We start from the raw sequence: 26,016 nt of genomic DNA, 5'->3' as shown, positions 1-26,016 counted from the left end.
GATGCTCACCACGAATTAAGTCCGATGCACTCGGCGAGCGAAAGCACACCGGCTCCTGGTTACGTTAGGCCCGGGGCATCGTCAAAGAGGCTGCATATGGCTTTCGCCTCTTCGTCCACGGGATTGGTGCAACGGCTGTTCAACATATCTGCATCGGTGCGTGCCTGATTGATCAAGGCAACGGCCGCAGCATCCCGGGTGTCATCCAACCCGAGATACGGCAACAACGCGGCAGGAACCTTTTCACGAGGAAACCGAATGACGCGGCAGGGCCGATTCACATGACGCGCCAGCATCCGCGCCATGTTGTCGTAGGCGAATTCTTGGGCGTCGATGGCCAAGACCGCCGCCTCGGCACCGAAACGCCATTGCGTCAAGCCGCGGTCGACCGCATGGCGCGGGATCTGTTCGCCCGCCGGAAGAGGGCACGTGCCCATGCAGAAGATTTCGATGGCTTGCCCTGGACAGGCCAGTTCCAGCGCATCAATCAAGCCCAACAGCACCGGATTATTGGCCCATAAGCCGCCATCCGCGAACACGCGATAGCCTGCCGTGCCTTCACCGTTCTCCGGGTGATCGAGGACGGCCAATGAACGAAAGAGCGGCGCGGCGCTGCTCGCCAGGCAGACGTCGACCAGGCGATAGTTATCATCGCGGTGATTGGTCCCAGGCAGATGCGGCGTCTTGAATACCCAACTGCGGTGCTGACTCATCTCGATGGTGGCGATCGCCAGCGCGATGCCCCGGTTCGCATAAATCTCCGCCAAAGTGGTATCGCCCAGCTCGGCGTGCAGGGCAGCTTCAAGTGCCTTCGTGCCCTTGGCCAACGCGGCGGGGCGCCGCATCAGGTCAGCGGGAAGCCCGGCCAAACCAGTAGGGAGATGTCGCGCGAAAATCTTTGCGCCGTGCTCGCGGTACAGGGCGATGATCCGTGGCAGCGGTACTTTGGCGGCAAGGGCACAACCAATGATCGCGCCAGTACTGGTGCCGACGATCAGGTCAAACGCACCGCCCAGGTCGAGCGTAGTTAACCCCCGGCGCATTGCGAAAGCGCTACTGACCTGTTCCAGGTAAGTGGCAGTATAGGTGCCGCGCATCCCCCCACCGTCCAGGCTCAGGACACGAAAGGGTCGATTTGCCGTGGCATTGCTCACTAGCTACTCCCCAACCAATGGCGCTAACACACCAAGCACACCACTGCATGTGGTGTTCTTCACAAAATTCAAGGCTACGTGAAAATTGTTCCGAGTGAACGCTAGCAGCGGGTGGTCTCATTCGCCGAGACGATGCGCCGGACAGGCAACTGGGAATCGACCCATGGAGGCCCCCGGCCGACGGCCTCCGGCGACAGGCCTGGGCCGCGGGAGGGACTGGGAACCAACGAACTAGGTGTCTTTCGTCGCAGGGGAGCTAGCGCCACCCACATCTCCGGGCGGGGTAGCCAGCAAGTCCGTCGCCCGACTGGTCAGCAGGCTGCCTGCTTGAAAATACCCCATCACCGTGCTGACGCCGCGATGCTCGGTCATCGCCATCACTTCACCGAGCGGCACGCCCTGGCGACCGGCTTCGGTGACGAAGCCCGAGCGCAAGCTGTGCGCGGCCCAATCGCCTTCTAATCCGGCCAACTTGGCGCGACGTTGCACCATGCGCGCCACATGATCGGCGGTCAGCGCCGTGACACCGACGTGGCCGCCGCGATGCAAGCGGCGGAAGAGGGGGCCGTTGGTAGCTGGCGCCGCGGCGAGCCAGGCCGCCAACGCCTGGGCCGCTGCGCCTTTTAACGGTTTTTCGCGGCGCACGCCGCTGGTATCGGTCTTGGTACTGCCCAGCGCATACACCCAGGTGTCGGCATCCAGGCGCCGCACGTCGGTGACCTGCAAGCCGACCACCTCCGAACGTCGCCGTCCGCCGCCACTCCAGGCCAAGAGGAGTAGGGCGCGATCGCGCACACCGCGCACGCCATCCGTGCAGGTCGCCAGCAACGCCTGCAGCGGTTCGGCCACCGCTGCGGTCTTCTTGCGCACGGTGATCCCGTTTCGGGCCTGCGCCTTGCGCGCCTGCTGCAACAGTTTCTTCACCGCGGTAGCTTCGGTCGGCGACTCCCACTCATGCACGCGATGCCAGGTCGCGAGGACGGCCAGGCGATGGCTGACCGTGGTGTACGCCAACGAGCCCGGATGACCTTTGATGCCGGCGGCGACCAGCGCGGTGTCCAACGCCGGAGGCAGCAAATGCGCCCACACGCCGTCATCCTGCGGGCACGCCAAATGGTCGAGCACGAATTGCACGACGACCGTGACCGGCAATGGCTTGTCACCCAACGGTTGCCCGTAGCGTCCCTGCAGCCAGGCCGTCCAATAGGTGAGGGCGCTGCGGTAGCTGCGCACCGTGTTGGCGGCGGTGCCCGCGGCGACAAACGCGGCGGCGGCGGACTGACTGGCCGCGTCCAGCGTGGCCAGGTCCAGTGTGGGTGCAGTGCCATCAGCCAAAATGAGCGTATGATTCATTACGTACACCGTATGAAAAGAGCGAATTTTAGCCAATCAGGTCGGATAAGGTTTACTTATCATACCTAATCACCAAAGGGGCAGGGCATGGCCATCGGGGTACCTGAAACGGACGTTTTCCAAGCCGCGGATGCGGTGCTGGCCCGTGGCGAACGCCCCACGGTGGAACGTGTACGTGTGCAATTGGGCCGTGGCAGTCCGGCGCGCGTCGGCCAATTACTCGAGCAATGGTGGGAGCACCTCGCACAGCGTCTAAAAGGTCACGCACTGCTGCCGGAGTTGCCGGGTGCGGTGGCGCAGGCGTATGCGGAGACATGGCGGTTAGCGCTCGAACATGCCGAGGTCACGGCCCGCGCGGCGCTGACGGAAGACCGGAATGCCCTCTTTGCCGCGCAAACGACGCTCACCCAAGAGCGCAAGCTGTGGGAGATTGCCCTCACCGAAGCCCAGGCGAATGTGGCCGAGAGCTCCGTGAAACTCACGCAAGCCGATGCACAATTGCATGAACGTCAAGCACTAGTCGACCAGTTGGAAGCTCAACGAACCGACCTTTTGCAGCAACGCGATCGATTGCAAGAGCAGCTCGAACGGCACCGGGTTGAGATGGACGGCCTGCAGGCCAAACACAGTGCTGCACAGGAGCACATCCGCACCGTGGAAGACCGTGCGCACCAGCAGGTTGACCAGGCCCGCCAGGAAATTAAGTTGCTGCAGCATCGGCTGGAACGAGAGCAACGCGACCACCATAAGCTCGTGACACAACTCTCAACACAGCAGGACGAAATACGAAATGTCATGCGCACGGCCGAACAGGCGGCCGCACATCAGGCCGGCCGGGTGGCGGCCTTGGAAGCCACGCTCAGTCAATGGCGTAGCCAGGTGTCACCATCTAAACGTCAATCACGCAAAGCGTCGCCAGTGGGCAAAAGCAAGCCGCGAAATCGAGCAAAAAAGACCCCACAATAGTTACGTGGACCCATCGGAAATGGGTGGTGCCTATCCAGGTATTCTAATCAGCTGTCTAAGTCGCCCAGTTGGGCTGGCATTTCCACTTTGCGCCAAGGGGAAGAAAAGAAAATGGATAAGAGGTAAAGCATCATGGGGGTGGCCACCCTCTGGGGTATGAGTGGACTATTCGCGTTACCGTTCGTTTACTGCTTACATGGCGCACTTCGCGGTGAAATAGATATAGGTCGCATATCACGTAGCCCCGCGGTTGAGGGCTATCTTCACGGGCCGAAGGCTTGGCTGCTCACCGCGTGTGCGTTCGCTTTTTCAGCGTCCTTGCTATTGATAACGATAGTGGGCTCTTGGAGGCTCGTATCGCTACTCTTGAACAAAAACATCGAACCCACTAAAACGCAGGGATGGTTGATCGTTTGTTCATTGGGGATCATCGCCTTGTCCAGCCTTGTTGCGGCAACGGACATGTATATCATCGGGGGCTAGCGACCTTATCGAAGTCGCCCTCGACGATCCACAAACATTGCTCAAGTCGTGATGTTCAAATACGGCACAAGATCAATAACGATTCAAAAGGCTCCGGCACACCTCCTATCCTTGTTCCGTTCTTGCTTGCGCAGCCTTGTCGATGATGCCCTGGCGAAGTTGCTCCTTCATTTGTTCCACCAATGATTCAACTAGCGAATTGCCGGCATAGGCCTTGAGCTTCTCATCAACTAGCGTTTCAGCCGCCTGAATCGCCCGTTCAATGCTCGCCGAGTCATGAGGATCGAAATTGACGGCGCCCAAATCGCCATCAATAGATGCAATGGCTTGTTCCGCCTCGGACAATTGCCGAGTCAGTTCGTCGAGCCCTTCTATCTTGAACATAGTCGCGCCATTCCTTGTCTACATTGGCCGAGATGCTCGGAGAATACGCTCATCGGGGGATGGGCATAGATAGCCAATTAGAAGCCCAGCGGATCGACCTGCTGCAGCAGCGTGATCGCGCGCAAGCGCAAATGGAGCGGCAACAGGCCGAATGGGACGTCTTGCGCACGGAGCACACCACCACGCAAGCTCACGTGCGCACGGTGGAGGATCGTGCCCGCCAGCAGGTTGATCAGGCGCGTCAACAGGTGAAGGTGCTCCAACAACGGCTGGAAAGGGCGCAAGGGAAAATATTGCGCCCAACCGTCATCGCGGATGTCGCAGCCGCGGTACGCTCGTTTGAGGATCCTACTGTAGAAAAGTTGCCTTAGCGGCGACATATTTTCCGATCTTTGTAGAATTGAAGGCTACGATCCACAATCCATCATAGGCTATCTTTTTCGCATGAAACGCATCCGAGCGTAGGGGGGCAAAAGGATATCCATGATGTTTAAGAGAAAAATTATTACGTGCCTGACAATGGCACTTGGGTCCGTTTCGGCACATTCGGACCGAGCGACGCCAGCCATCCGGGTATTTTATTCAAGCTGCTTTGACAGTGCAGTGCGATCGCGATGATCTGTCTTGCGTTATCTACCAGCAGGGGAAACATTATTAGGTCGTGCGCGTCTCGCTGTTTGAAACGGCAAGTGGTTTAGCGTGAACGATAAAGTTCTCTCATGGGGAATCTAGTCTATTGCTTCGATGATTTTCGTCTCGATCCTCTTGCACGGGAGTTGACTCGGAATGGCTCGCCGATTGTGTTGCCCGCCAGCACGTTCGATTGCCTGGTGTATCTGATCGAAAACCGGGCGCGCGCCGTTGGAAAGGACGAGTTGATTGCCGCCGTGTGGGGTCGCGCGGACGTCAGCGACAATTTGCTGGCGCAAACCATCGTGCGTCTACGGCGTTCGTTGAGCGATGCCGGCCATGAGCAGCGTTGCATCAAGACCGTTCCTCGCGTGGGATATCGCTGGGCGCTGGATACGGTGGTGGAATTTCAAACGACCGGGGCGGTATCGGCGCAGGGGCAGGTGACTGAGCCGTTGATCGCACTGGGCCCGCGCAACAGCGCGTCATCGCCTAAGTGGCTGCGGCCCCCTTCGCTGTTGATCGCCTTGCTGCTGACGATCGTCGCAGCTACGGGGTATGGCGTTTTGCAGTACCAGCGCAACAAACCGGCTTCGCCAGTGCAGCGCTTCGATCACAATCTGGCAATCGTGCTGCCGGCCACCGTGAATGGCCCGGAAGATTGGAAATGGCTGCAGCTTGGTTTGATGGAGTTGATTTCAAACCACTTGCGCATTGCGGCGATACCCACCGAAAGCAGCCAAAACGTACTCCGACTGTTGAAGCAGGCGAATAAGGAGCATGGCGACAGTCTGGCCTCTTCCGCGCTGATCATCAGTCCGCGAGTGACGTTGACCGGCACTACCTGGCACGTACATCTGGACGCGAAAGTCCGCAATGGACAGAACTGGCAAGCAGAATCTTCCTCCACCAGTGTGCTCGACGCGGCGCATGCGGCAAGTGACATGCTACTGGCGCAGCTCGGCTACGGTGCCGTTTCCATGCGGCATGGTGGCGATCCGCAGCAGGAATATTTGCTACGGATCGATGCGGCCCATCTGGCGAACCGTTCGGATCTTGCGCGCACGCTGATCGACCAGGCGCCGCCCGCGGTGCGCCGGATGCCGGAGTTCGTCTATGCGGAAGCCAATGTCCATTGCAAGCAGGGCGACCTCGCGCGCTGCAAGCAAGGACTTACCGATCTGCTCCAGCAATTGCCAGCCGATAAAAAACCGCTGTTGCGTGCCAAGGTGCTGACCAGCCTGTGGTACAGCTACTACCAGGAGCGTCAGTTTGCGCAGGGAGAGGCGGCTCTGAGCGAAGCGATTCGTCTCCTGCAAGGACAAAAGGATGCCGAAGCGTTAGCTACCGCTTACCTGGATCGCTCGCATCTTGAATTCTTCGACGGCAAGCTGGAGGAGGCTGCCGGGGATCTAGGCCTGGCACGTGTCAATTACACGCTGGCAGGCGATAGCGCAGGACCATCGAAGGCGGACGTGGCGATGGCGATGATCGCCATGCAGCGCGGGCAATTTGTTCAAGCCCTGCAGCTGCAGCAGCAGGCGTATGAGCAGTATCAGCGCTTAGGTCTGCGCGAGCTGCTTTCCTTGCCGCTACAAGGGCTGGCTTACTCGCACAAGATGCTGCTGCAGTTTCCTGAAGAACTGGCGGTCACCGATCGGTACTGGCCGTTTGAGCAGAAAAACCTGCAGTTTTACGACGACTATGTGCGCAGAGACATGACCATCCTGCGTGCCATCGCGCTGGCCGATAACGGCCGCACGTCCGAAGCCAGCGCCGTGCTCGAACAACTGAGCACACAATTCAAGACCGATGACAAACCGGCCCAGCGTGCATGGGTAGAAGCCTTGCTGGCCAAACTGGCGTTGGAGCGTGGCGATACGCGAGTGGCTTTGTCGTGGATAGCCAAGGCGATGGAAGGATCGGCGTTGACACAGGACGAAGACAAGCGCCATTACGCCGAAGCGTGGTTGATCCACATCAACATTCTGTTGCGTGCAGGCAAGCTCGACGAGCTCAAGCACAGCGTCGCCGCCATGCAAACCTGGGCAACGCCACTGAAGGAGCAAGATGATTGGATCAAGCTTTACCTCGTGCGCGCGACAGCGGCAGAAGCCTGGAGTCAAGACCAGCACCAACAGGCGCTCGATCAGCTGAAACTGGCCATGGCCCAGGCAGACAGACTCGGTGTACCCGAACTTATCGTGAGTGTTGGGCAGTCGTATGCGCAGGCTTTGCTCAATAGCGGCAATGTGGATCCGGCCGTAGCCGTGAGTGGCCGGTTGTCGAACTGGAGCCAACTCGACTGGCGCGCAGCCTGGACGGAAGCCTGTGTGTATAAAGCTTTAGGGCAGATGCCTGCGTGGGAGAAGTCTCGAAGCAAAGCCCAGGAGCTCGCTGGTGATCGCCAGCCCTTGACGGAATCCGCCGTGCTGGGGTTTTGAGGAGAAGGAATTACACCCACTTTATAGAGCGAATGCTTCGCATGTCGGAGAATCGATGCTTCTGTAAGGCCTAACAGGGCAGAAGCCTAGGTAACCCATAAACGGAGTGGTGTGAGTCATGGCGGAGGGTATTTCCTGGGGAGCCGAGGCTCTAGACCGCCAACCCAAATCGCAAGATTGGCGCTAGGTGGGGTAAAAATTTAGGTCGCTACAAATTGCACGAAAATCAAGACAACCCCTAAATGGAGTCGCTACGGTCTTGCCCTAAATGGAGTCGCTACGGTCTTGCCTTGCGGTCGCCCATCAAGCGGGGCGAGTGAACGAAAACTAAGCCGAGAAAGAGTCCCCAGAATGCAGCGCGGATCGTTCTGTATCTTATTGATTAAAAGGGGCGAACCGGCCCTATAACTGTTTTACGTTCCATTGGCACCTTCATTCGAAAACTTGCGCTTGATGCTTAGTGTTTCCGACGCTGCCGTCTGCCGATTAGGCGACGATGGGGGCTACCAAGCCTGGTTCTGACCAACCAAACCCGAAAGCTGTGTCATAAAAAGCAGAACCGTCAATCCTGTATCTTCTTGATTAAGAAGGTCGAATCGGCCTTGTAACTGTTTTACGTTCCATTGCTCCCCAAACCCCTCATTCAGCGCGGCAGACGCCCGTTGTGTTCATGCATCGAATCAGCTTTTCCATTTCACTGGCCGATCCGGATCCGAGGATGGACTCGGTAAGCCAGCAGCGATGTGTACCACGTCCCGCCGTATAACCCGCCCGAGAATGAGCTAACACCGGATAACGTCCAATTATCCGGTGTTAGTTTTTTGGTCCGACCCCTGGTTATGATTGCTTGAAGTATTACGTAATTGCATGGTATGTAATACATTACGAAATAAACAGGGCACCACCATGGCTCGCGGCGGGATATACAGAACCGATATCGAAAAGGCGCGTAATACGTTGATTGCGCAAGGAAAGCGCCCGTCTGTTGACGCAGTACGTGTGGCGCTGGGAAATACCGGATCGAAAACGACGATTCACCGCTACCTGAAGGAGCTGGAGGCAGAAGATACGGCCGGAGGCGACAAATTCCCGATCAGCGGCGTGTTAGCTGATCTGGTCGGTCGCTTGGCCGGGCGGCTCAATGAGGAAGCAGATGCCAAGGTAGCGGAGGCCACACTTCGTTTTGAGGCACAACGGAGAGAGCAGGGGAGCCTTCTGGAGCAAGCTCGGCGCGAATCGGCGGATGCCCTTACGCAGCTACAGCGTACGGAAACCGCGCTCCACGAGGAACGCGCCCAGCACGATACAACTCGTCAAGCGCTGAGTGACACCACGGCGCACCTTCGACAACTCGAAGAGCGCATTACAGGATTGCAGACCCGTTTGGCTGAGCACGAAGCACATGCGCAATCACTAGAGGAGAAGCATCAACATGCCCGCGACGCGCTGGAGCATTACCGAACTTCTATCAAGGAACAGCGCGATCAAGAGCAGCGTCGGCATGAACACCAGGTCCAAGAGTTACAGGTCGCATTGCGCCAAGCCAATGAAACCCTCACAGCCAAGAACCACGATCTGATGCAACTCAATCGCGATAACGGCCGTTTGACCGAACACGTCGCACGACTGGACAAGGATTTGCAGCAGGCACGGAGCGCGACGCGCCTCGCGCAAGAGGAAGTGGCTACATTGAAGCCCGTCGTAACAGAATTGGCCGATTTGCGCACGAGGTGGGGCCAGGATGTAAAAACTCTCGAATGCCTGCGGGCTGACTTGGAAGCCGCCACGCGATCACTAGATTTGGAGTGTGTAAAGCGGCAACGCGCTGAAGACCATAGCTCGAAAATCCAAACGCGGCTCAGCACGTTAGAGGAGATCCTTTCCAAGTTGCAGCCCTCGGCCGTCGCAACGTTGTCACCATCGACATAACTGCATGGTGCCGGTGGCCGGCACCCAACGAGGCGACGATCTTATTTATATATCAATGTGTTATCGCCGAAGTGAGCGTTTTCGGGCAAATGTCGGCCATCCCTCTAACCCTTCAGGTGAATTGTCAGGCGCTACCTGTTCCGACGCTGCCTGCGGCGTCACCGGCAACACCAACGTTACCCACAGTTTCCTGGTGTCCAAGCAGGGCGTCTTCTCAGCGACCTTCGACCCACCGGGTGCGGCCAGTAGTACCAGCAGTGTGGTGATCCCATCTGGCGCAGTCGTTGGTGCTTACACACACCTAAGTGGAACGACATGTTCCACACAGTGCCAAGGGTATCTGCTGTTCCACGGATCGTATGCCACCATCAACTATCCAGGCGCCGCGTTTACGTTTGCTGGCGGTGCCAACGCGCCGGGTGACGTCGTGGGGGTTTACACCGATGCTTCGGGCGTCAGCCACGGTTTTCTGTTTAATGGTGCTTACACGTCGTTCGACTACCCCGGAGCGAGTTTCACTGAGGCGACAGGGATCAACCCTGGCGGTGTCATCGTGGGGCTCTATGTGAACTCCGCGGGCGTCGTGAACGGATTCGTGCGGACGCCGTAGCGACACGAGAGCTAGGCCTCAGGCCGCGTTTTGTAATCAGCCCACGCCGCCTTATCCGGCGGCGTGGGAATCGTGCGTTTTCAGTTCCTCGCCAAACCTGCTTTTGGGTATCTTCTACTCGTCGATGAGTGCAGGGGCAGGGATGGATACTCGTGTGTTCTGGGGCGTGCTTTGCGCGCTTTTGGTTTTTTCCGGCTTGGTCGTAGCCGGTGCCGCTTTGCTGGGTGTCTTACATGCTGATTCTCAGCCGATTGTGGTGCGGCCGATTGCTGATTCTTTTCCGGAGGTGATGCCTCCTGAGGAAATGTCTCGTCGGGAGCTACTTGGACCACGCTGGTTGTGTGCGGGCACAGGTTTTGTGATTGAGCGGATAGATCAGTCGCATATGCGTCAGACCGATTATCGTTGTGCGATGTTGTCTGATCGTAGGCTGCGTTGATCCATCGAAGGAATGCTCGTGTCGTATCGGGCTTGAGCGCTGCGGTCGATCCGGGTGGGTATAGCCGGTCGCCACGCATACGCCTTCAGGCGAGGGCGTTTCCGTGGCACAAATCAGCGCCATGCGGTTGGAAGGTCCATGTAGCCAGGCGTGTACCAGCGTTTCGGAGGCTTCGAATTCAATTTGACATAATATACATTATGCGCAATCAAGGATGGGTCCGATGAAGAATCAGGACCCGGACCAGACCTGGCTGGAGCTGGCCCTACTGCTGCTCGCCCTGGCCGTCGCCGTCCAAGTTGCCGCCGCATGTGGCTCCTGTCTCCTGACGGATTCCGCGAGCTGCGGCTCAGCGTGCGCACGATTCGACACTGGGACGCTGGCCGTTGTCGGGTCCCTTGGTCGGCGGTACGGCTGGTACGGCTTGGTGACCTTGGCGCGCTGCATGACAGTTGGAACGGCTGGACCCTTAACCGTAATGGCTTGTGGTCCCCGGATGGCAAGCGGTATTCGGAGGCGTCCATGCGGCGCTGGTGGCTGACCAGTGAACAGGCCCGTTTCTGGCGTGATGACTATGATCGCCGCGCGCCTGGCGAACCGCCCTGCTGCTCTTTTGCCGTGCGCCGCCACCGCCATATGCGCGCCTTGTGGAAACAAAAGCAATTCGATCAATTTATCGAGAAAATCTTTAGTTTCCACACCGCGGAGAGCCTCATGCGAAGAAGCTATCGTGTGTCAGAAAACGGTTTTGATAACCTTATCTACGCCATCAATTAGTTCCAGCACCTCTTCGTCAGTTGGCTCGCGATGCTTGCCGTGGTCGCAGAGATTCCGAATATCAGTGAGATGTTGCACGAAACGCCACTTGACGAGGTCAATGATGCTTGCGTCTTTGAGCAGTTGATTGAAGTCACCGATGGTTGGATGTCCCTTTCTGCTCTTAATCTGATGCGTCGAACAAACATTGCCCAGATGTTTTTCAAGTACGACCCCTGCCACGGCGCCTGAGGCGCGAACGAAGCCGTTTTTCACCAGAGAGCGTGCAGCGTCCAGTTCGGAATCAAATAGATCAGCCTGGACAACTTCGCGAATGTCAAATAGCGAACTCGAAAATCGCTTTTCGGCGGATTTGACAATTGCTACCTGGGCTCCCATTTTTGGGATAGACGCGTTCGCATCCGCTACAATGTTTACGCCAAATTTGACGACGAGGCTATTCAATGCGTCGGAAATTCCGTATGACGCATATGTGATTTCCTTTCGTTTTTCGTCTTTGTATTGTCGAGTGAAGTCACCGAAACGATCGGGGAGCAATTGTTTTACTAACTGAAGAGCTTCCGAGTACCAAATTTCGTACTTATCTCCAAACTTGGGAAGTTGAAACTTCCGCTCCTCGATAATGGCGAGCTCAGCTTTTGAGAGATTTTTGCAGGCTTTGCGCAGAGAAAAATAGAGGAGCTCACCTTGAGCAGCAAGTGCTGACACTTCGTCTCTCAAGGCGTCGAACTTTGTAGTCATATCAATCCCCGCGACGTGAACTTGCTAAGATACCGAGCCTTCTTCTTTCATGAATTTATCGAGATTGACGCATGGACTGCAGATGTTTGGGGAGAGACATGGAGCTACTTATGGGCGTCTACGCAACACGGGCCTCGGAAAGAAAAAGCAACCTTAAACTTCAACCTATCTCCGGGACGCAAGTCTTGCCATCCCCCGCCTCTTAGCTGTGTGCTGTGTAGGAAGATCGATCCGCTAAGAGCAGAGCAATCGACAAAGCCAAAGTCACCCTTTAGGCTTCTTACTGTTCCTTCAAAGTCAGTCGCTAAGCCCCTCCGATCTTTGACGATTCCTCGCCGCTCGCTTGAGTCCACATAGGGCACGGGGACTGCTTTGAACTGAGCATACATCGTCAGACCCTTCTGACGGTCGCCATACAGGAACTCATGTCGTGCACTCCAGAATTGGGCTTCAAAGTGAGTGTCCCCGTCAGTGAAGCTACGTCGCAAAAGCTTAGATATCTCCCCAGCATTTGCTACTTCGTCTTCTCGCATCAAAATTTTGGCAAGTTGATAGCTGAGCGCCTTGGATGAAGGATTTAATGATACAGCTTTACGCAACACTGCCTTACCCTCTTCGACTTGCGCAGTTTCCTCGCTATCAATTAGTTGTCTTGAAAGACGCAACGCAACGAACTCATTTCCCGGTCCACGCTGGAAAGCAGAACGCAGCATAGCCAGAGCCTGCGGATGCTTACTTAGAACACCATAGAGGCTAGTTCTGACCCCCATCAAATAGGTGTCGTCAGGCCATCTTTGCAGACCCTCTGCCAAGCTCCTTTCCAGTTCCCCCATCTTTCGAATCGCCACTTCCTCGGACAGTTTCTGCGCATTGGACGAATCTGCGTCCATACGTAAAGTGATCTGATCCAGCAAGACTTCGCAGTATGTGACTACTCCATGCTTAGAAGACTTGAGAAGTCCGTGATCCTTAATCTCATTTAACGCAGCCTCGCGATATCTCTCCGCGAGAACAGGATCTATGCCCTCTTCGCGAGAAAGCTCACGCAAGACCACTGCCTTAGTGTGATGTAGAACACCAGTGGATCTCTTACCTGAAGCAATGGCCTCGTCAATGTACTTTTGAGCACGAGCAGCGGATCCGCCAGGATGCCTCAATTCGAAGATCGCCCGCTGCTGAAGAAGAAAAGACCTATCAACGCCGGATTGCTCGGCTGCATCGAAGATTCGATCTGCCAGGGATCGATCGGCAAATTCATCCGCCATGACGCGCCCCCTCAGAAGAAGGGTTGCCGCGTCGTCGTCACTGGAGTAGTCCGTGTTGAGTGAATGAACTACGCGCGCAATCTGGTTCGCTTTATCGGAAGGGGCGGGAAACGCCTCTTCAAATACAATTTGAGCAATTTCGGTGTGCCGCGTTCGATACGCAAAGTCCTTGGATCGCCAATCAGAATAGGAAGTGACTACTTTCTCCAACGGCCGAAAGAAGCGGTCCTCAAATTGGTGGAAGCTGGTTCCACTCATACGCGATATTAAGCCCGCCCTAACAGGGATGTTCAGGCGATGGAGCGAACAAATGTCCAGATACAAAACCTGGGCTTCTGGTGGTGTGATGTTTCGATATTCGTCGCGAAGAATATTTCGAATATCAGACCCCATTGTCGCCTCATGAAGCGCAACCAGAAGCTGACGCTCATACAGCTGCATCAATCGATCAATTCTTTCCGCAGACGGGACGTGCTTAAGCTCACCTAAGCAATCATGTCTCTCCAATAGATCGCACAGCATGCCAGCCTCATCACGAGACAAATCTCCAACTGTGTACTCCTCACCTTGGATAAATTTTGCGCCGGAATGCGCAGTGTTCCACTCATTGGTACGCGCTCCGCAGATGAACGTCACTGGAAGTCCAGCTCTTTCCGCGTAGCTGTAGCACTCGTTGAGGCTAGCAATGTCAAAGAGCGCATTGTCCACGAAAATGAAAATTCGCTCGCCAGAGACCTCATGCAGCTCCTGAAGAACCTCTTTTACGCCCTTCAACGAGGTGTCGCAGTAAAAACAGAGTGCGGGATTCGAATCGCCTGCGAGCCCCCATGCAGCCCTCTTCAGCACGACGCTCTTTCCGGAACCTGCATGGCCATTCACGAGCACGAATTCCGCACCTTTATCGAGCCGAGATAGTCCCGTCACTAACCCATAGGTAGTCCGTCGAGGGAAGTCAAAGCCATGTTTTATCGGGGCCCAGGACGTCGAGTCTCCGCGATAGAACTTCGACGGATCTGGATTCTCAACTGGCATGTCATGATGGACATGTAGTAAGCGTCCGGTCATGACGGCCTGCAAGCTGTGGCTAAGGGTCGCATTAACTTTTATCCAGCGTGAAATCGATCCCATTGACCCAGTGAAAAGCTGACCCAAAACACGTTGGTTGGGAAGAATCTCCTTGTCGATGGTCCTCAGGAACTCCTCAAACGTTCCCGGAATCGCGTCCATTTTGTACTTTGCCCAATACCGACGATCGTGGTCGTCGAAACGGGGATTTATGGCTGTGTAGGAGGGGCGATCCTGGAAGCCCTCTTCCAACGAAAACAGTATTTGAGCAATATGGGCATCGCCCAACTCATACCCGCAAAAGATGACCGGATAGTCCTTGGCCATCTCCTGAAAGGCAGTAATTAGCCTTCCTCTCCCATCCCTGTACTTTGCATACTGTTCGTTCGCAATGATCAAGGGAAGCTGCGTGTCCGAAGCGTTGCTTATGCAGCCATGAATTTTAAAAATAGGGACAGCGTTCGCCTCCCCCTCGTATGTGCGGATATCTCCATCCCGAACTAAGACGAGTGGATCCTGGAGGCGCTCCTTGACCTTCTCATATGCCTTCTCAACTACACGGTCATAGTTGGTAGTAACAATGGCCTTCCATTTGAAACGAGGGATAATCTGATGAAAATCCAGAGGGTCGATAGGATCGAATGCATTTCGAATGAAATGCTGCACTTCCAAGACGCTGCCGTCCGTAGAAGCGTAATCCGCAATTCGCGCAAGAGCTTCGTCTGCGCGCCTCCCACCAAGAAATTCATTGGAAAGTGCCTCGCCCAGCTGCCTTCCGGTCAGCGCACTCTTTGCCCCATCGGCAGACTTGCACCCATAAGAAGCGCCGGCACCGAGAAATAGGATTGCCTTACCTTCCTTGATCTGCTGGATAAGGCGCGGCGACAACTGCAACTTCCTTTGCATAGATGCTCCCCCTGCGAGCCCTATTCAGAAGACAGTAGGGATATCGTATATGAATTTGTCTTTGTGCAAGCATCAACGATGGCTGGCAGATATTTCAGGGCGTTCGGACGGTGATCACCGGCGACATGACCCATCGCCCCGCCAGATGCCGCACCCGGACTAGTCGCTTGGCAACAATGATCCGGAGGCCATGCACTTGCCCGCTCGCTCCGCTTTGCCGGATGCGCTGACCAAACGATCCTTGTCATCGGCCCCACTTTGCCACCCCACCGCCGGCCACACAGTCCGCGACGGCGCAGCCTTCAGATTTGCGGCGTAAGGGCGGTGAGCTCCACTTTTGCTGTTTCAGGCGCCCTTGATCAGCACATTATTAGCTGGCGGCTACAGAAAACGTGCAAACCGACTGAATTATTTGTAGTCGAAACACGTATGGCGGTATTTACGCCCATAAACCAGCAAGCAGCGCGTCAGGCCAATCCATGAGAGTGATGGAGAGTCCAAATGAACATTGGAAGTTACATCCGTACTCTCGATAACACAGGCTAATCGCCCTGCCCTGATGCTGGCTACGGGTCGGAAGCGGGGCTTCACTCTTGCATTCCGAGCTGCCGGGTTATCAATGCAAATCGGCGCTTGCCGGCGCCTCCGCCGCAGCACGCTTGGGAGTATCGGTTGGACACCAGCTCTTGAGGCGCTTGCCAGCCCGATAGAGATCGACGCACTCGCGCATTTGAGCCTGGAAAATAATTTCAGGCGTATTGACCGGGCAGCCTTGCGACAGGCCCTTGCCTTGGCTGTACTCATCGATGCAGGTTAGAAGTGGTACCGGCTTGGCTGGCGTGCCGCCTCCAGCCAACGCCGATGGCGGCAGATTGAGGCGCTCGTCGGTGTCCTTCGGGTCAGGAGGTATCGGCGGCGCGCCGCACAGCAGATTAGTAGCCGTGCTGCGCTTTTCCGGATCGCACATGGTCTTAGCTATTTCCTTGATCACATCGTCGATATGCCGGCCTACCGCGCCACCAAGGGTTTCGTTCGGCGGCGGGAAATACTTGTTGAAGCGAGTCGGCCGGTAATGCGTGAAGTCGGTATGCTCCATGATCTGACGGTCATCCTTCGGCTTGCTCGTCTTTACCTCGGATGGTGTATTGGCCGAGTACTGGATATGTTCGGGCGGCAGCCGGATCGAGCCGCTGGCGGAAAATATTTGGCTGGCGTCAGGTTTGTTGCCAGGCGGGGCTGGCGTTGGCGCGGGCTTTGTAGCCGACGCATCGATCAACGCTTTATGCGGCTTTTCAGTTGGCTTGGGTTTCACAGGCGGCGCCGATGCCAGCGACACCATGACGGGTGCCGCGGGCGACGGCAACTGTTTCGCTGGTGTTGCCACGTCGATCAAACGCACGCTTAGCGGCTGCTCTCTATCCTCCGAGGGCGGTCGCATCGCGTTCCAGAGCACCAGGGCGAAAAGCGCGTGTAGAGCCAGCACTACGGCAAGCACCAGCACCCTCTCCCGCGGATTCAAGGACCGCGCGGACCAGGGCACCTGATTTTTATACGTATCAATCTTGCAACGCGCAGCGTCCTGCACATGTACTTGATCGCGATCCTGTCCGGGCGCTTCGATAACCCCGCCTCATTCAAGCTGATTGCTCACACAACACTAACGCTAGTATCCACGCGTGTATTGCAGCCAGCCCAGTAGACCTGCCGTGTTGACCAAGGTTCCTCGAAAAAACGGTTGTAACGAAATCAGGATCCATCAGGCTAAGTTGAATGCGCAACGCATTCGGCCATTCGTTTTAATTTGCGATCAGGAATCATAGGCCGCGCGAGCAAATCCCGCAGCCTTCATGCTTGCCAGGTTTAAGTGTCCCGATCAGAAGCTCGTAAACGAGTGTGCCTCTAATTCTGTGGATCGATAACCTCAGCTTGCTTCTTCTCGTCGGGCAATGGCAGCTATAGGCGAAAGCAGGCTCCCACCCTACCCTCGATAACCCCATCTAATCGTCATCGCGATAAGAGAGGGGTATCGGGACCACCGGGGCCTGCCTCAACTTCTACTTAAACTAAATTTACAACTGCATTGGTTAATGTGGACGACTCAAACGCGCCAATTCCCTGGCATCCAACGCAATGCGTCCAGCCAAGTCCACAGCTGCACGCTGACAGGCGCTCACCATCTTTACATAGCCGTCAGCAGTAGCTTCATCGAAGCGATCGGTATGCACCACGCGCGCGCTTCCCGGGTCATTTGTAAAGCTCAATTCCCAATCCGCGACTAGTTGGACTTGCTTGCCGGGCCACGCATCAAGGCGGCGGATTTGAACCTTCACTTTCATAACAGGCTTGTCGGACTGGATGGGCAATCCGGCCACATCTTGCGTGCTCAACAACGCGCTCAGTTCGGAAGAGAGTGCGCCGCGAACCTCGTCGCCAAAGGGACTGACCCAGCGCTCGCTATCGAGCACAACCATATCGCTCTGGCCTTGTCGCACCACCAACTGTGACTGGTCGAGTTGAGCGGGAATGCCGACTGGCAACACATCGATCAGAAATGCGGCTGGCGGTTGCGCGGCTGCCTCATGAGTCATGGGCGGTAGCATGGTGTGGTAGTGGACAGGTGTTGAAGCACACGCCGTTAGCGCGAGAGCCAGCGCAATAGGTACCGGGCGGAAGATCAGGCTCATGGCGAATGTCCCGGGTTGGTGACATGGGAGGAAGAGGGAAAATCTGCCGCCGGTGGATCGTTCGGCAAACCCTTGAGCAACGCATCGGGATGGCGGCCGAGCATGTCGGTGAGCGTACGTACCGATTGCGCGGTACGTTGAACTTCCAGCAACGTCTGTTGAAGGTTTTGCTGCAACGGCGCGTTATCACTGAACGCGCCTTGTACCGTCTGAAAAGTGCGGTCCGCCTGCTGCAGGGTTTGCGTGGTGGCAGGCAGTACCTGTCCGTTGACTTGCTTGAGGCTCTTGTCCAGGTCCACCAACGAAGCATCAAGGTGCTGGCCCATGGCATCCAGTGGCATCTTCTCGATTTTGCTCACGATGCTGGCCACTTGTTCCTGCATGTGATCGAAGCTGCTGGGAACGGTGGGTACTGCGATCGGACGCGCGTCAGGGTCGAAGTCGACTTTCGTTGCATTGGGCACGAATTCAAATGAGATGTAGAGCTGCCCAGTGAGTAAGTTGCCAGAGCGCGCCTGGGCGCGCAGACCATGCTGGATCATATTGGCAAGAAAGGAAGCCGCCTGCTGGTCGGGGTTACCGCTGTACTTCGGTAGTTGCGCCAGCACGCCACCAAGGCGGCTGGGATAAATGACGACGCCGACTACGGTCGGAAAGCGGTGCTTGGCCGCGTCATAACCAAGATCGAGCGATGCTACCCGCCCGATATTCAGTCCGGCGAACTCCACCGGTGCACCTATGACCAGGCCACGCAATGAATCCTCAAAACGCAACTGCAAATACTGCGAAGGGCCATCGGGCGGCGCCATGGCCGTTTGCTGATCCTTCGCCAGGTCGAACGTGCGCCGGGCCGGCGCGGGCGCGTCAGCGACGTTGGCTGGATTCGCGAACGCAATGCCGCCGGCAAGCACGGTGGTCAATGATTGCGTATCCAATTTCAAACCATCCGCGCCCAGCGAAATATCTACGCCGCTCGCGTGCCAAAAACGTGTTTGTGCGGTGACGAAACGGTCATACGGCGCATCGATGAATATCTCCAGGGTAACGCCGCGGCCATTGGCATCCAGCTGGTAGGAAGCTACACGGCCGACGCGGATACGGCAGTAGTAGACGGGCGAGCCAATATCCAGCGAACCCAGATCATCGGCATGCAACACGAAGCTTTTCCCCGCCGTACCGTTGATAACGGTAGGCGGTGTTTCCAGCCCGACAAAGCTGTTGCCCGGCCGATGAGACGCTCCCTTGTCGACACCGATGTATGCGCCAGACAGCAAGGTGTCGATGCCCGACACGCCCTGTAAGCCAATGCGTGGCCGAACGACCCAGAAGCGTGTATCGGCGCGGGCCAGGTTCTCGGCACGCTTGTCCAACGTTACGGTCGCGACAACATAGGAGCCGTCCTCGCTCAAGGAAATGGCGGAAACCACGCCAACCGTCACGTCCTTGTACTTCACCGGCGTCTTGTCTACTTCAAGACCCTCGGCCGTTTGGAACATGATGGATATCTCCGGTCCGACCGAGAGCCACGCATGAATCAGCATCGATAAACCGATCAGGGCCGCCAGCACTGGAACGATCCAGATCACGGAAATACGTCGACGGGGCCGAATGATTGCGGCTTCATCCGGAGGCAGCACGTGCTTCATTGCGTCACTCATGTTTCGTTACCATCCCAGGTCAACCGGGGATCAAATTGCATGGCGGAGAGCATGGTGAGGATCACCATGCCACCGAAAAAAAGAATGCCCAGGCGCGGCTCGATGTCAGCCAGCGACTTGAACTTGACGAGCCCCGCGACGATCGCCACTACCAGCACATCTAGCATCGACCAGTAACCGATCTGTTCCACCAGGCGATAGAGCAGCGCCCGCTCGCGTCGAGCCCACGGCGTGCGACGTTGGGCGGTCACCAGCAGTAAACCGATAATCAAAAATTTGGCACATGGCACCGCAACGCTGGCGGTGAAAATGACCAGTGCGATGCCGTAGGAGCCCGACTTCCAGAACTCGACAATGCCCGCGGCGATGGTGCTGCCGCTGCTGCTTCCCAGCATGTCGGTATGCATCACCGGCAACAGGTTGGCCGGGATATAGAAGATCATCGCCGCCCACAGCAATGCCCACGCAAGTGAAAGACTATTTGGACGACGTGCATGCAGAACAGCGCCGCAAAGAAGGCACTGCGTTGCATGGGTTGTGGTGCCGGGTGCTTCGCAAACCAGACCACAGGCATGGCAGCCGATCACACCGAGTTCGTGAGCGCGTGGACGCATGCTCATACCGCCACGTCGCTTTCGGTAAGTGACCACAGATGGCGTGTGTCAGGACTGGCGATGAGCGTAAACAACACCGTCAACACACCCATGGCCCACAGGCCAACGCCAGGGACCACGTGCAGAAAGCCTGCGAGCTTGATGATCGAGACCAGGATGCCGATCAGCGCCACTTCGATCATGCTCCATGGACGAAGCGTGACGAGAAGTTTCATCACGATGCGGAAGCCCGGCGCCCGACGGCCTCGACGTGCGTACAGCAGCACCCATCCAAGCAGCAGCATATGCAGCAAGGGCACGACGATCACCGTCAGTGTCGCCGGTACGGCCATCAATGTGACGGGACCGTGTGCCAGCGCGGCAACGGACCGCCAGAGCGTGGTCTCGTTATGCAGTCCGTTGAAGCTGACACGTATGATTGGACATACGTTGGCTATGACGTAGATGACGGCGGACGTCATGGTCAGGGCCAGCCAGTGATCGACATCCAGCCGGCTCAGGCGTAAGAACGGCGCCGCACAGATTTCGCAGCGCACGCCTTCACCTGGCGCCAGCGTTGGACGTCGGTACACAGCGTCGCAATGTTCGCAGACGATAAGAGTCGGAAAGGCTTTCATGATTTCACAACACCTGCCAACTTCCTGCGAAACGAGGAGCCGGCGGCAAGTAATCGAATGCGCACTACGTGGTTGCCGTAATGCCGTGGGAAATTGGAAACAGTCCCAACCGTCATACCTCTCGATATGAACTAGTGCGCCTGCGACGTATCGGCAATACGTGTGGGTTTCGGCGAAAACCACACCGCCACCGCGGCGAACACGAAACAGAATCCAACCACCATAAAGAGTTGGTTGGTGGCGAGCATTACCGACTGCGACTGCGCAAGATTGCTGATTTGGCCGCGCGCCTGCTCAGCACTCCATCCTGCATGCGTCAACGTGGTTGCATAGTGCCCCGCCTTGTCGACCAGTCCAGACAGTTCCGCGCGAGCGTATTTGGTCTTGTTCTCCCACGACGTATTGACCAGTGCCGTGGCGATTGCTCCACTGAACGTTCGACAAAAACTCATCAGGCCCGCCGCGGAGGCGGTTTCAGCCTCGTCGACGCTGCTTAGCGCGAGTCCCGTCAATGGTACGAAGAAGAACGGCAAGCCGACGCCTTGCAACAACAGCGGAAAAGCAATGCCCCAGAAAGGCATATCCGTGTTGGCGTGTGTGCGTACGATGGTCACCACGCCCAACCACATCACGCCAAAGAAGACGAGCCAGCGACCATCTATCTTGGAAGACAGCATGGCCGCCAAGGGCGCCGACGCCACAGCAAGAATACCGGTCATCGCTACAGCACAGCCGGACCACGTCGCGGTGTAGCCCATGTTGTTCTGCAGCCACAAGGGCGTGAGCACGGCCGTGCCGAAGAATGCACCGAACGCCAGCACGATGGTGATGACGCTCGCACTGAATCCGCGATGGCGGAACACTCGCAAGTCCACCGCCGGATGGCGCTCCGTCAACTCCCAGATCATGAACGCCGCAAAGCCGATGGCTGCAATGATGCCCAGCACGCGGATTTCAGGAGAGGCGAACCAATCCGCATCCTTACCTTCGTCGAGCAAGATCTGCAGCGATCCGACCCAAACGATCAACAGCACGATCCCCACCCTGTCGATGGGCAGCCGCACGAGCGATGTCTCATGGGGCTTGAGCAGACGCCAGCCGAAGTAGCCGCAGAACAGCGTCACCGGCACGTTGATATAGAAGATGTAGCCCCAGTGCATCCAGTCGCAAATCACGCCGCCGAGAACGGGGCCGACGACGGGCCCCAGCAGCGTCGTCATGCTCCACATGCCGATCGCCATAGCGGCCTTTTCTTTGGGAAAAATCTGCAGCAGCAAAGTTTGCGACAGTGGCATCAGCGGACCGCCGGCAAACCCCTGAAACACACGAAACACCACCAGCATGCTGAGCGACGTCGCCATACCGCAGAGCGCGGAACACACGCCAAACATGATCAGCGAGGTGATGAAAACCCGCACGGTGCCGAACCGATTAGCGAGCCAGCCGGTCAGCGGCACGGTAATGGCCTCGGCCACAGAATAGGACGTGATGACGTTGGTGCCCTGACTGGACGACGCGCCCAAGGCACCGGCGATGGTCGGCACGGAGACATTGGCGATGGTCGTGTCGAGCACCGCCACAAAGTTTGCCGCGGCCAGGATCAAACCGGCAGCGATCAGCATGCCGCCCGATAGCGGGGGTAACGGGATATCCCGACTTTGCTGGGAAGACATGGGGAGGCCTCAGCTTGCCGGGGTGTCTTTGCCGCCGCGGGTATCCACGGTCGCTTCCATGGAGAGCCCGACGCCGAGCGGATGCGCGCGAAGATCGTTCGGATCAATCGCCACGCGAATCGGCAAGCGCTGCACCACTTTGATCCAGTTGCCGGTAGCGTTCTGCGCCGGAATCATCGCAAATGCGGAGCCGCTACCGCCGGCGATGCCTGCGACCTTACCGTGGTAAATGACATGGCTTCCATAAAGGTCGGAAGTCAGTTCGACCGGTTGACCCAAATCCACCTTTTCCAGCTGCACTTCCTTGAAATTGGCGTCGACATGCACAGCATCGATGGGTACCACCGACAACAGCGACGCGCCCGGCTGAACCCGCTGCCCGATCTGAACCTGACGGCTTGCGACAATCCCATCGACCGGAGCGCGCAACACAGTGCGATCGAGATCGACGCGCGCTTGGTCTCGCTTGGCGCGCGCCAGCAACACTTCCGGATTGGTGTCGACCGTTGTGTCGATGATCAGCACCTTGTTTGCATTTCGCGATCCGATCGCGGCTTCGCGATTGGCCTTTGCTTGCAAGGCGGATGCGCGTGCGGAGGCCAAAGCCGCTTGGGCGCTGGCGAAGGACGTTCGCGCGTTGCTCAGTTCCTCTCCGGACACGGAACCGGAATTGGCCAACGCTTCGCGACGCTTCAGATCAAGCGCCGCACGATCATAGTCGGCCTGCGCCGAGGTAACCTGCGCGGCCATGCGCGACTCATCGGCGGCCCGTGCATCGATCTGTGCGGTCAGGCCAGCATCGGTCGCAAGATACGCCCGGACTTTCCGCTCAGCCGAGCCGACTTCGGCTTCGGCCTGTGCGAGTGCGAGTTTTGCGTCGGTATCATCGATCACCACGAGCACATCACCTTTGTGCACGTACTGCGTATCGACTGCGTTGACACTTTTCACGATGCCACTTACCGATGGAGTGATCGAAGCGACTTCCGCACCGGTATAAGCATTGTCGGTCGATACGAAGCGTGAGCCGATGAAATGCCAGTAGCCGGCATATCCCAGGCCCGCTACCGCTACGACACCCGCCAACACAGAGAATAACTTTTTACGCTGGACACCATGCGCGGTGAGATCGGCAGGCGAAGCGGACGTGATTGGCCCTTCAGCGGCCACAGATTGGCTCTGAGACATGTTCAAATCCTTAAAATTAGCTTGCTGGTTTCGTGTTTGTTGAAATCGACGGGTGCTGGTAACCGCCGCCGAGGGCGCGCACCAGCGATACATCGAGCGTGAAGGTTCTTGACTGGATGTCGGCCAATTGGCGCTGTGCCGTGGTCATGGTGTCGGCAGCACTCAGTACGTCCAGGTAACCGGAAAGACCCACTCGGTAGCGGTCGACAGCAACACGATGCGCCTGCGCCGCAGCGTCGTAAGCCGCCTGCGTCGCGCGCAGCCGATCGGCCAACGCACGCCGGCTCACCGCAACGTCCGCGACGTCATGCAGCGCTTTGGTCAACGTTTCGTCGTAGTTGGCCACAGCCTCGTCATAAGTGGCACGAGCACCGCGCAATTCGCCGCGCAAACGTCCACCATTGAAGATCGGCAAGGTGATCGCCGGACCTACGTTGCCGACTTCCGATCCTGATTTGCTCAACATGTTCAAGCCGAGCGATTGCACACCGATCATCGCGCCCAGATTGACGTTCGGATAAAACCCGGCGCGTGCGACATCAATGCGTTTGCCAGCCGCCTCGGCGCGCAGTCGCGCAATCACCACGTCCGGGCGACGGCCAAGCAGGCCCAGGGCGAGATTCGCGGGCATGTCGGCGGGCTGCGTCAAATTCACGGCCGGACGCTGGATGCTCAAGCCGCGATCGGGGCCTTCGCCCATCAACGCGGCAATCCGGTTGCGTGCGAGCCCTATCGATTCATCCAGTGACAGCAGGTCCGCTTCTGCGCTCTGCCGTCTCGATTCGGCTTGCTGCACGCTCGCCTGCGTTTCCAACCCATGAGCAAAGCGGTCGGCGAACAATTGCGCGGATTGCGTGCGTACTTTCACGGCGGCCTCGGCGCTGTCGCGTTCGGCATAGAGGCGCGCGAGATCGGCGTACGCATCGGCGATCGAGGCCGCCAGCACCATCCTGGCTTGCGCTAGGTCTGCCCGGGATGCATCAAGTTCGGACGTCGCAGCCGCCAGCGCGGCGCGGTTCTTGCCCCAGAAGTCTATTTCGTAGCTGAAATTGAGTTCGGCGCTACCGTATTCGCGCCACCCCTGGGGCACGAATGCCGCAGGAATACCGTTGTTGTAACTCTGCTTTTCCTTCTCCACCAATCCCTGTGCGCTGACCTGAGGCAGCAATGCCGCGCCCGCTTCCTGCGCCGAAGCCTCGGCGTTGTGCAGGCGTGCTTCGGCAGCCGCCAGCGTTGGCTCACCCTTCAGTGCTTCGGCAATCAATGCGTTCAACTGCGGATCGTTGTAGCGCTGCCACCACTGCTCGTCCGGCCAAGTGGATGCAGGCTGCGCTGCATCGGCCACGAAACTCTGCGCGGTCTGGTAGCTCTGCACGTCTTTCGTCACCGGCTTGGGTGGCATGCTGGGAAATTGCGCGCACGCGCTCAAGAGCATCGCTACTGCCAATGCGCCGCCCATTTGGCTGGGTACACCCCATGTCCTCACGACCTTCTTCACAGTAACGCCCCTTCATAACAATACCGTACAGTCTAGTTATAATTTGGCGAGTGTCAACATATCCAGACCGACTGGTTTAGTTTTGATAGAATCCCCCGCCGGCATAACCACAGTCATACCCGCCCTGCCCTTGGCTGACGTTGGCGCACCTCACGCGAGGAAATTCGATGAGAAAGAAGACGGAAGAAAAACGACAGGCGATCATCGACACCGCCCTTGAGGTATTCCTCGAACTTGGATACGAGCAGGCGTCGATGGCCGAAATCGCCGCTCGCGTCGGCGGATCTAAGGCAACGCTCTATGGCTACTTCGAATCCAAGGAAGAAATGTTCATCGAGGTCATGCTTGGATCGGCAGCTGACGAAATCAAAATCGCGATCGCTTTACTCGATGTTTCGAAGCCTATTCGCGAGACGTTGATGAACTTGGGCAAACAGTACCTGACTGCTTTGCTCAAGCCGCAGTTGCTTGCGATGCGCCGCCTGGCCATGCATGAGGCGGGGCGCTCTTCGATCGGCGTGCAATTCTATGAGCGAGGACCGAAGCACGGCTGGAGCCTGGTGACAGAATTCTTGCAGCAAGCCATCCGACTTGGGCACCTACGCAAGTGCAATGCAACGGTGGCGGCGGCGCATCTTCGCGCGTTGTACGAAGCTGAATTGTTGGAGCCCAGCTCGTTGGGCGTATCAGTGGACACTTCGCCTCGCAATGTTGCGAAAGTTGTCGCACGAGCGGTGGATGCCTTTATGGCGGCATACGGGAATGGTGATGCGGAAGGATGAACCCTAGCCCTGATTTGCTCGTAGAGGGATCAGTCTGCCCTACCCCGATAACGCTCCCCAATCGCTAGCCAAACCCCGCGCCATGGTTCTCCCATGACGAATTCGCTGGCCATGGCGCTAACCGTTACGCCCCACGGCAAAGGCACGTGTCATGCG

At 57.3% G+C, this 26,016-nt stretch carries 22 protein-coding genes; 7 read left to right on the top strand and 15 right to left on the bottom strand.

Annotation, left to right across the window (positions count from 1 at the left end; all coding sequences use genetic code 11):
• Positions 1-59 precede the first annotated feature (59 nt).
• Both QQJ86_RS02740 and QQJ86_RS02735 read right to left on the bottom strand, forming a co-directional pair.
• Entirely contained in the window at positions 60-1,154 is a 1,095-nt protein-coding gene (locus tag QQJ86_RS02740; protein WP_284319371.1) for a patatin-like phospholipase family protein, read from the bottom strand.
• 231 nt (positions 1,155-1,385) lie between these two features.
• Complete coding sequence (locus QQJ86_RS02735; protein ID WP_284319370.1) at positions 1,386-2,507, bottom strand: site-specific integrase; 1,122 nt, start codon at positions 2,505-2,507, stop codon at positions 1,386-1,388.
• Between the two features lie 87 nt (positions 2,508-2,594).
• On the opposite strand from QQJ86_RS02735, the gene QQJ86_RS02730 reads away from it, so the two are divergent.
• Positions 2,595-3,473, top strand: a complete 879-nt coding sequence (locus QQJ86_RS02730) for a DNA-binding protein (RefSeq protein WP_284319369.1) — start codon at positions 2,595-2,597, stop codon at positions 3,471-3,473.
• 263 nt (positions 3,474-3,736) lie between these two features.
• Here the strand turns inward: QQJ86_RS02730 and QQJ86_RS02725 are convergent, their stop codons facing one another.
• The 3 genes from QQJ86_RS02725 to QQJ86_RS02715 form a co-directional block, all read right to left on the bottom strand.
• Positions 3,737-3,937: a hypothetical protein gene (locus QQJ86_RS02725; protein WP_284319368.1), complete on the bottom strand. Its 201-nt coding sequence runs from the start codon at positions 3,935-3,937 to the stop codon at positions 3,737-3,739.
• A 124-nt stretch (positions 3,938-4,061) separates the two neighbouring features.
• On the bottom strand, positions 4,062-4,340 hold the full coding sequence (locus QQJ86_RS02720; RefSeq protein ID WP_284319367.1) for a hypothetical protein: 279 nt from the start codon (positions 4,338-4,340) through the stop codon (positions 4,062-4,064).
• A 77-nt stretch (positions 4,341-4,417) separates the two neighbouring features.
• On the bottom strand, positions 4,418-4,720 hold the full coding sequence (locus tag QQJ86_RS02715) for a hypothetical protein (RefSeq protein ID WP_284319366.1): 303 nt from the start codon (positions 4,718-4,720) through the stop codon (positions 4,418-4,420).
• Between the two features lie 339 nt (positions 4,721-5,059).
• On the opposite strand from QQJ86_RS02715, the gene QQJ86_RS02710 reads away from it, so the two are divergent.
• The 5 genes from QQJ86_RS02710 (at position 5,060) to QQJ86_RS02690 (ending at position 11,169) form a co-directional block, all read left to right on the top strand.
• Positions 5,060-7,414: a winged helix-turn-helix domain-containing protein gene (locus QQJ86_RS02710; protein ID WP_284319365.1), complete on the top strand. Its 2,355-nt coding sequence runs from the start codon at positions 5,060-5,062 to the stop codon at positions 7,412-7,414.
• 906 nt (positions 7,415-8,320) lie between these two features.
• Positions 8,321-9,343: a DNA-binding protein gene (locus QQJ86_RS02705; protein WP_284319364.1), complete on the top strand. Its 1,023-nt coding sequence runs from the start codon at positions 8,321-8,323 to the stop codon at positions 9,341-9,343.
• Between the two features lie 121 nt (positions 9,344-9,464).
• On the top strand, positions 9,465-9,953 hold the full coding sequence (locus tag QQJ86_RS02700; protein WP_284319363.1) for a hypothetical protein: 489 nt from the start codon (positions 9,465-9,467) through the stop codon (positions 9,951-9,953).
• A 142-nt stretch (positions 9,954-10,095) separates the two neighbouring features.
• Positions 10,096-10,392: a hypothetical protein gene (locus QQJ86_RS02695; RefSeq protein ID WP_284319362.1), complete on the top strand. Its 297-nt coding sequence runs from the start codon at positions 10,096-10,098 to the stop codon at positions 10,390-10,392.
• A 309-nt stretch (positions 10,393-10,701) separates the two neighbouring features.
• On the top strand, positions 10,702-11,169 hold the full coding sequence (locus tag QQJ86_RS02690) for a DUF3653 domain-containing protein (protein ID WP_284319361.1): 468 nt from the start codon (positions 10,702-10,704) through the stop codon (positions 11,167-11,169).
• On the opposite strand, the gene QQJ86_RS02685 is transcribed toward QQJ86_RS02690, so the two are convergent.
• The 10 genes from QQJ86_RS02685 to QQJ86_RS02640 form a co-directional block, all read right to left on the bottom strand.
• Positions 11,128-11,910, bottom strand: coding sequence for a hypothetical protein (locus QQJ86_RS02685; protein WP_284319360.1), 783 nt, complete (start codon positions 11,908-11,910; stop codon positions 11,128-11,130). The genes QQJ86_RS02690 and QQJ86_RS02685 overlap by 42 nt on opposite strands.
• 104 nt (positions 11,911-12,014) lie before the next feature.
• Positions 12,015-15,146 carry a P-loop NTPase gene (locus tag QQJ86_RS02680; protein WP_284319359.1) on the bottom strand — a complete coding sequence of 1,044 codons (3,132 nt, stop codon included), beginning with the start codon at positions 15,144-15,146 and terminating at the stop codon, positions 12,015-12,017.
• Between the two features lie 616 nt (positions 15,147-15,762).
• On the bottom strand, positions 15,763-16,545 hold the full coding sequence (locus QQJ86_RS02675) for a hypothetical protein (RefSeq protein WP_284319358.1): 783 nt from the start codon (positions 16,543-16,545) through the stop codon (positions 15,763-15,765).
• Positions 16,546-17,230: 685 nt separating this feature from the next.
• Positions 17,231-17,830 (bottom strand): PqiC family protein, encoded by a 600-nt coding sequence (locus tag QQJ86_RS02670; protein WP_284319357.1) that lies wholly within the window; start codon positions 17,828-17,830, stop codon positions 17,231-17,233.
• A complete protein-coding gene (locus QQJ86_RS02665; protein WP_284319356.1) occupies positions 17,827-19,488 on the bottom strand; it encodes a PqiB family protein in 1,662 nt (553 codons plus the stop codon). Before QQJ86_RS02665 ends, QQJ86_RS02670 begins: the two co-directional genes overlap by 4 nt.
• Positions 19,485-20,102 carry a paraquat-inducible protein A gene (locus QQJ86_RS02660; protein ID WP_345782807.1) on the bottom strand — a complete coding sequence of 206 codons (618 nt, stop codon included), beginning with the start codon at positions 20,100-20,102 and terminating at the stop codon, positions 19,485-19,487. Before QQJ86_RS02660 ends, QQJ86_RS02665 begins: the two co-directional genes overlap by 4 nt.
• A gap of 2 nt (positions 20,103-20,104) precedes the next feature.
• Positions 20,105-20,719 (bottom strand): paraquat-inducible protein A, encoded by a 615-nt coding sequence (locus QQJ86_RS02655; RefSeq protein ID WP_284319354.1) that lies wholly within the window; start codon positions 20,717-20,719, stop codon positions 20,105-20,107.
• 131 nt (positions 20,720-20,850) lie between these two features.
• Positions 20,851-22,392: a DHA2 family efflux MFS transporter permease subunit gene (locus tag QQJ86_RS02650; protein ID WP_284319353.1), complete on the bottom strand. Its 1,542-nt coding sequence runs from the start codon at positions 22,390-22,392 to the stop codon at positions 20,851-20,853.
• Between the two features lie 9 nt (positions 22,393-22,401).
• Positions 22,402-23,580 (bottom strand): HlyD family secretion protein, encoded by a 1,179-nt coding sequence (locus QQJ86_RS02645; RefSeq protein ID WP_284319352.1) that lies wholly within the window; start codon positions 23,578-23,580, stop codon positions 22,402-22,404.
• A 16-nt stretch (positions 23,581-23,596) separates the two neighbouring features.
• On the bottom strand, positions 23,597-25,078 hold the full coding sequence (locus QQJ86_RS02640) for an efflux transporter outer membrane subunit (protein WP_284319351.1): 1,482 nt from the start codon (positions 25,076-25,078) through the stop codon (positions 23,597-23,599).
• Between the two features lie 167 nt (positions 25,079-25,245).
• Here QQJ86_RS02640 and QQJ86_RS02635 point away from each other — a divergent pair, with 167 nt between their 5' ends.
• Positions 25,246-25,860 carry a TetR/AcrR family transcriptional regulator gene (locus tag QQJ86_RS02635; protein WP_284319350.1) on the top strand — a complete coding sequence of 205 codons (615 nt, stop codon included), beginning with the start codon at positions 25,246-25,248 and terminating at the stop codon, positions 25,858-25,860.
• The last annotated feature ends 156 nt before the right edge of the window (positions 25,861-26,016 follow it).

It is taken from the genome of Dyella acidisoli, from assembly GCF_030160295.1.
Lineage (GTDB): Bacteria > Pseudomonadota > Gammaproteobacteria > Xanthomonadales > Rhodanobacteraceae > Dyella_B > Dyella_B acidisoli.
The sequence above is the reverse complement of the archived record's forward strand: the minus strand, read 5'-3'. Positions and strand labels throughout refer to the sequence as shown.

Bases quoted from the DNA above. Each gene is read 5' to 3' on its own strand.
- QQJ86_RS02735 (WP_284319370.1), bottom strand. From the start codon at position 2,507: ATGAATCATACGCTCATTTTGGCTGATGGCACTGCACCCACACTGGAC.
- QQJ86_RS02730 (WP_284319369.1), top strand. From the start codon at position 2,595: ATGGCCATCGGGGTACCTGAAACGGACGTTTTCCAAGCCGCGGATGCG.
- QQJ86_RS02725 (WP_284319368.1), bottom strand. From the start codon at position 3,937: ATGTCCGTTGCCGCAACAAGGCTGGACAAGGCGATGATCCCCAATGAA.
- QQJ86_RS02720 (WP_284319367.1), bottom strand. From the start codon at position 4,340: ATGTTCAAGATAGAAGGGCTCGACGAACTGACTCGGCAATTGTCCGAG.
- QQJ86_RS02715 (WP_284319366.1), bottom strand. From the start codon at position 4,720: ATGTCGCCGCTAAGGCAACTTTTCTACAGTAGGATCCTCAAACGAGCG.
- QQJ86_RS02710 (WP_284319365.1), top strand. From the start codon at position 5,060: ATGGGGAATCTAGTCTATTGCTTCGATGATTTTCGTCTCGATCCTCTT.
- QQJ86_RS02705 (WP_284319364.1), top strand. From the start codon at position 8,321: ATGGCTCGCGGCGGGATATACAGAACCGATATCGAAAAGGCGCGTAAT.
- QQJ86_RS02695 (WP_284319362.1), top strand. From the start codon at position 10,096: ATGGATACTCGTGTGTTCTGGGGCGTGCTTTGCGCGCTTTTGGTTTTT.
- QQJ86_RS02690 (WP_284319361.1), top strand. From the start codon at position 10,702: ATGTGGCTCCTGTCTCCTGACGGATTCCGCGAGCTGCGGCTCAGCGTG.
- QQJ86_RS02685 (WP_284319360.1), bottom strand. From the start codon at position 11,910: ATGACTACAAAGTTCGACGCCTTGAGAGACGAAGTGTCAGCACTTGCT.
- QQJ86_RS02680 (WP_284319359.1), bottom strand. From the start codon at position 15,146: ATGCAAAGGAAGTTGCAGTTGTCGCCGCGCCTTATCCAGCAGATCAAG.
- QQJ86_RS02670 (WP_284319357.1), bottom strand. From the start codon at position 17,830: ATGAGCCTGATCTTCCGCCCGGTACCTATTGCGCTGGCTCTCGCGCTA.
- QQJ86_RS02665 (WP_284319356.1), bottom strand. From the start codon at position 19,488: ATGAGTGACGCAATGAAGCACGTGCTGCCTCCGGATGAAGCCGCAATC.
- QQJ86_RS02660 (WP_345782807.1), bottom strand. From the start codon at position 20,102: ATGCGTCCACGCGCTCACGAACTCGGTGTGATCGGCTGCCATGCCTGT.
- QQJ86_RS02655 (WP_284319354.1), bottom strand. From the start codon at position 20,719: ATGAAAGCCTTTCCGACTCTTATCGTCTGCGAACATTGCGACGCTGTG.
- QQJ86_RS02650 (WP_284319353.1), bottom strand. From the start codon at position 22,392: ATGTCTTCCCAGCAAAGTCGGGATATCCCGTTACCCCCGCTATCGGGC.
- QQJ86_RS02645 (WP_284319352.1), bottom strand. From the start codon at position 23,580: ATGTCTCAGAGCCAATCTGTGGCCGCTGAAGGGCCAATCACGTCCGCT.
- QQJ86_RS02635 (WP_284319350.1), top strand. From the start codon at position 25,246: ATGAGAAAGAAGACGGAAGAAAAACGACAGGCGATCATCGACACCGCC.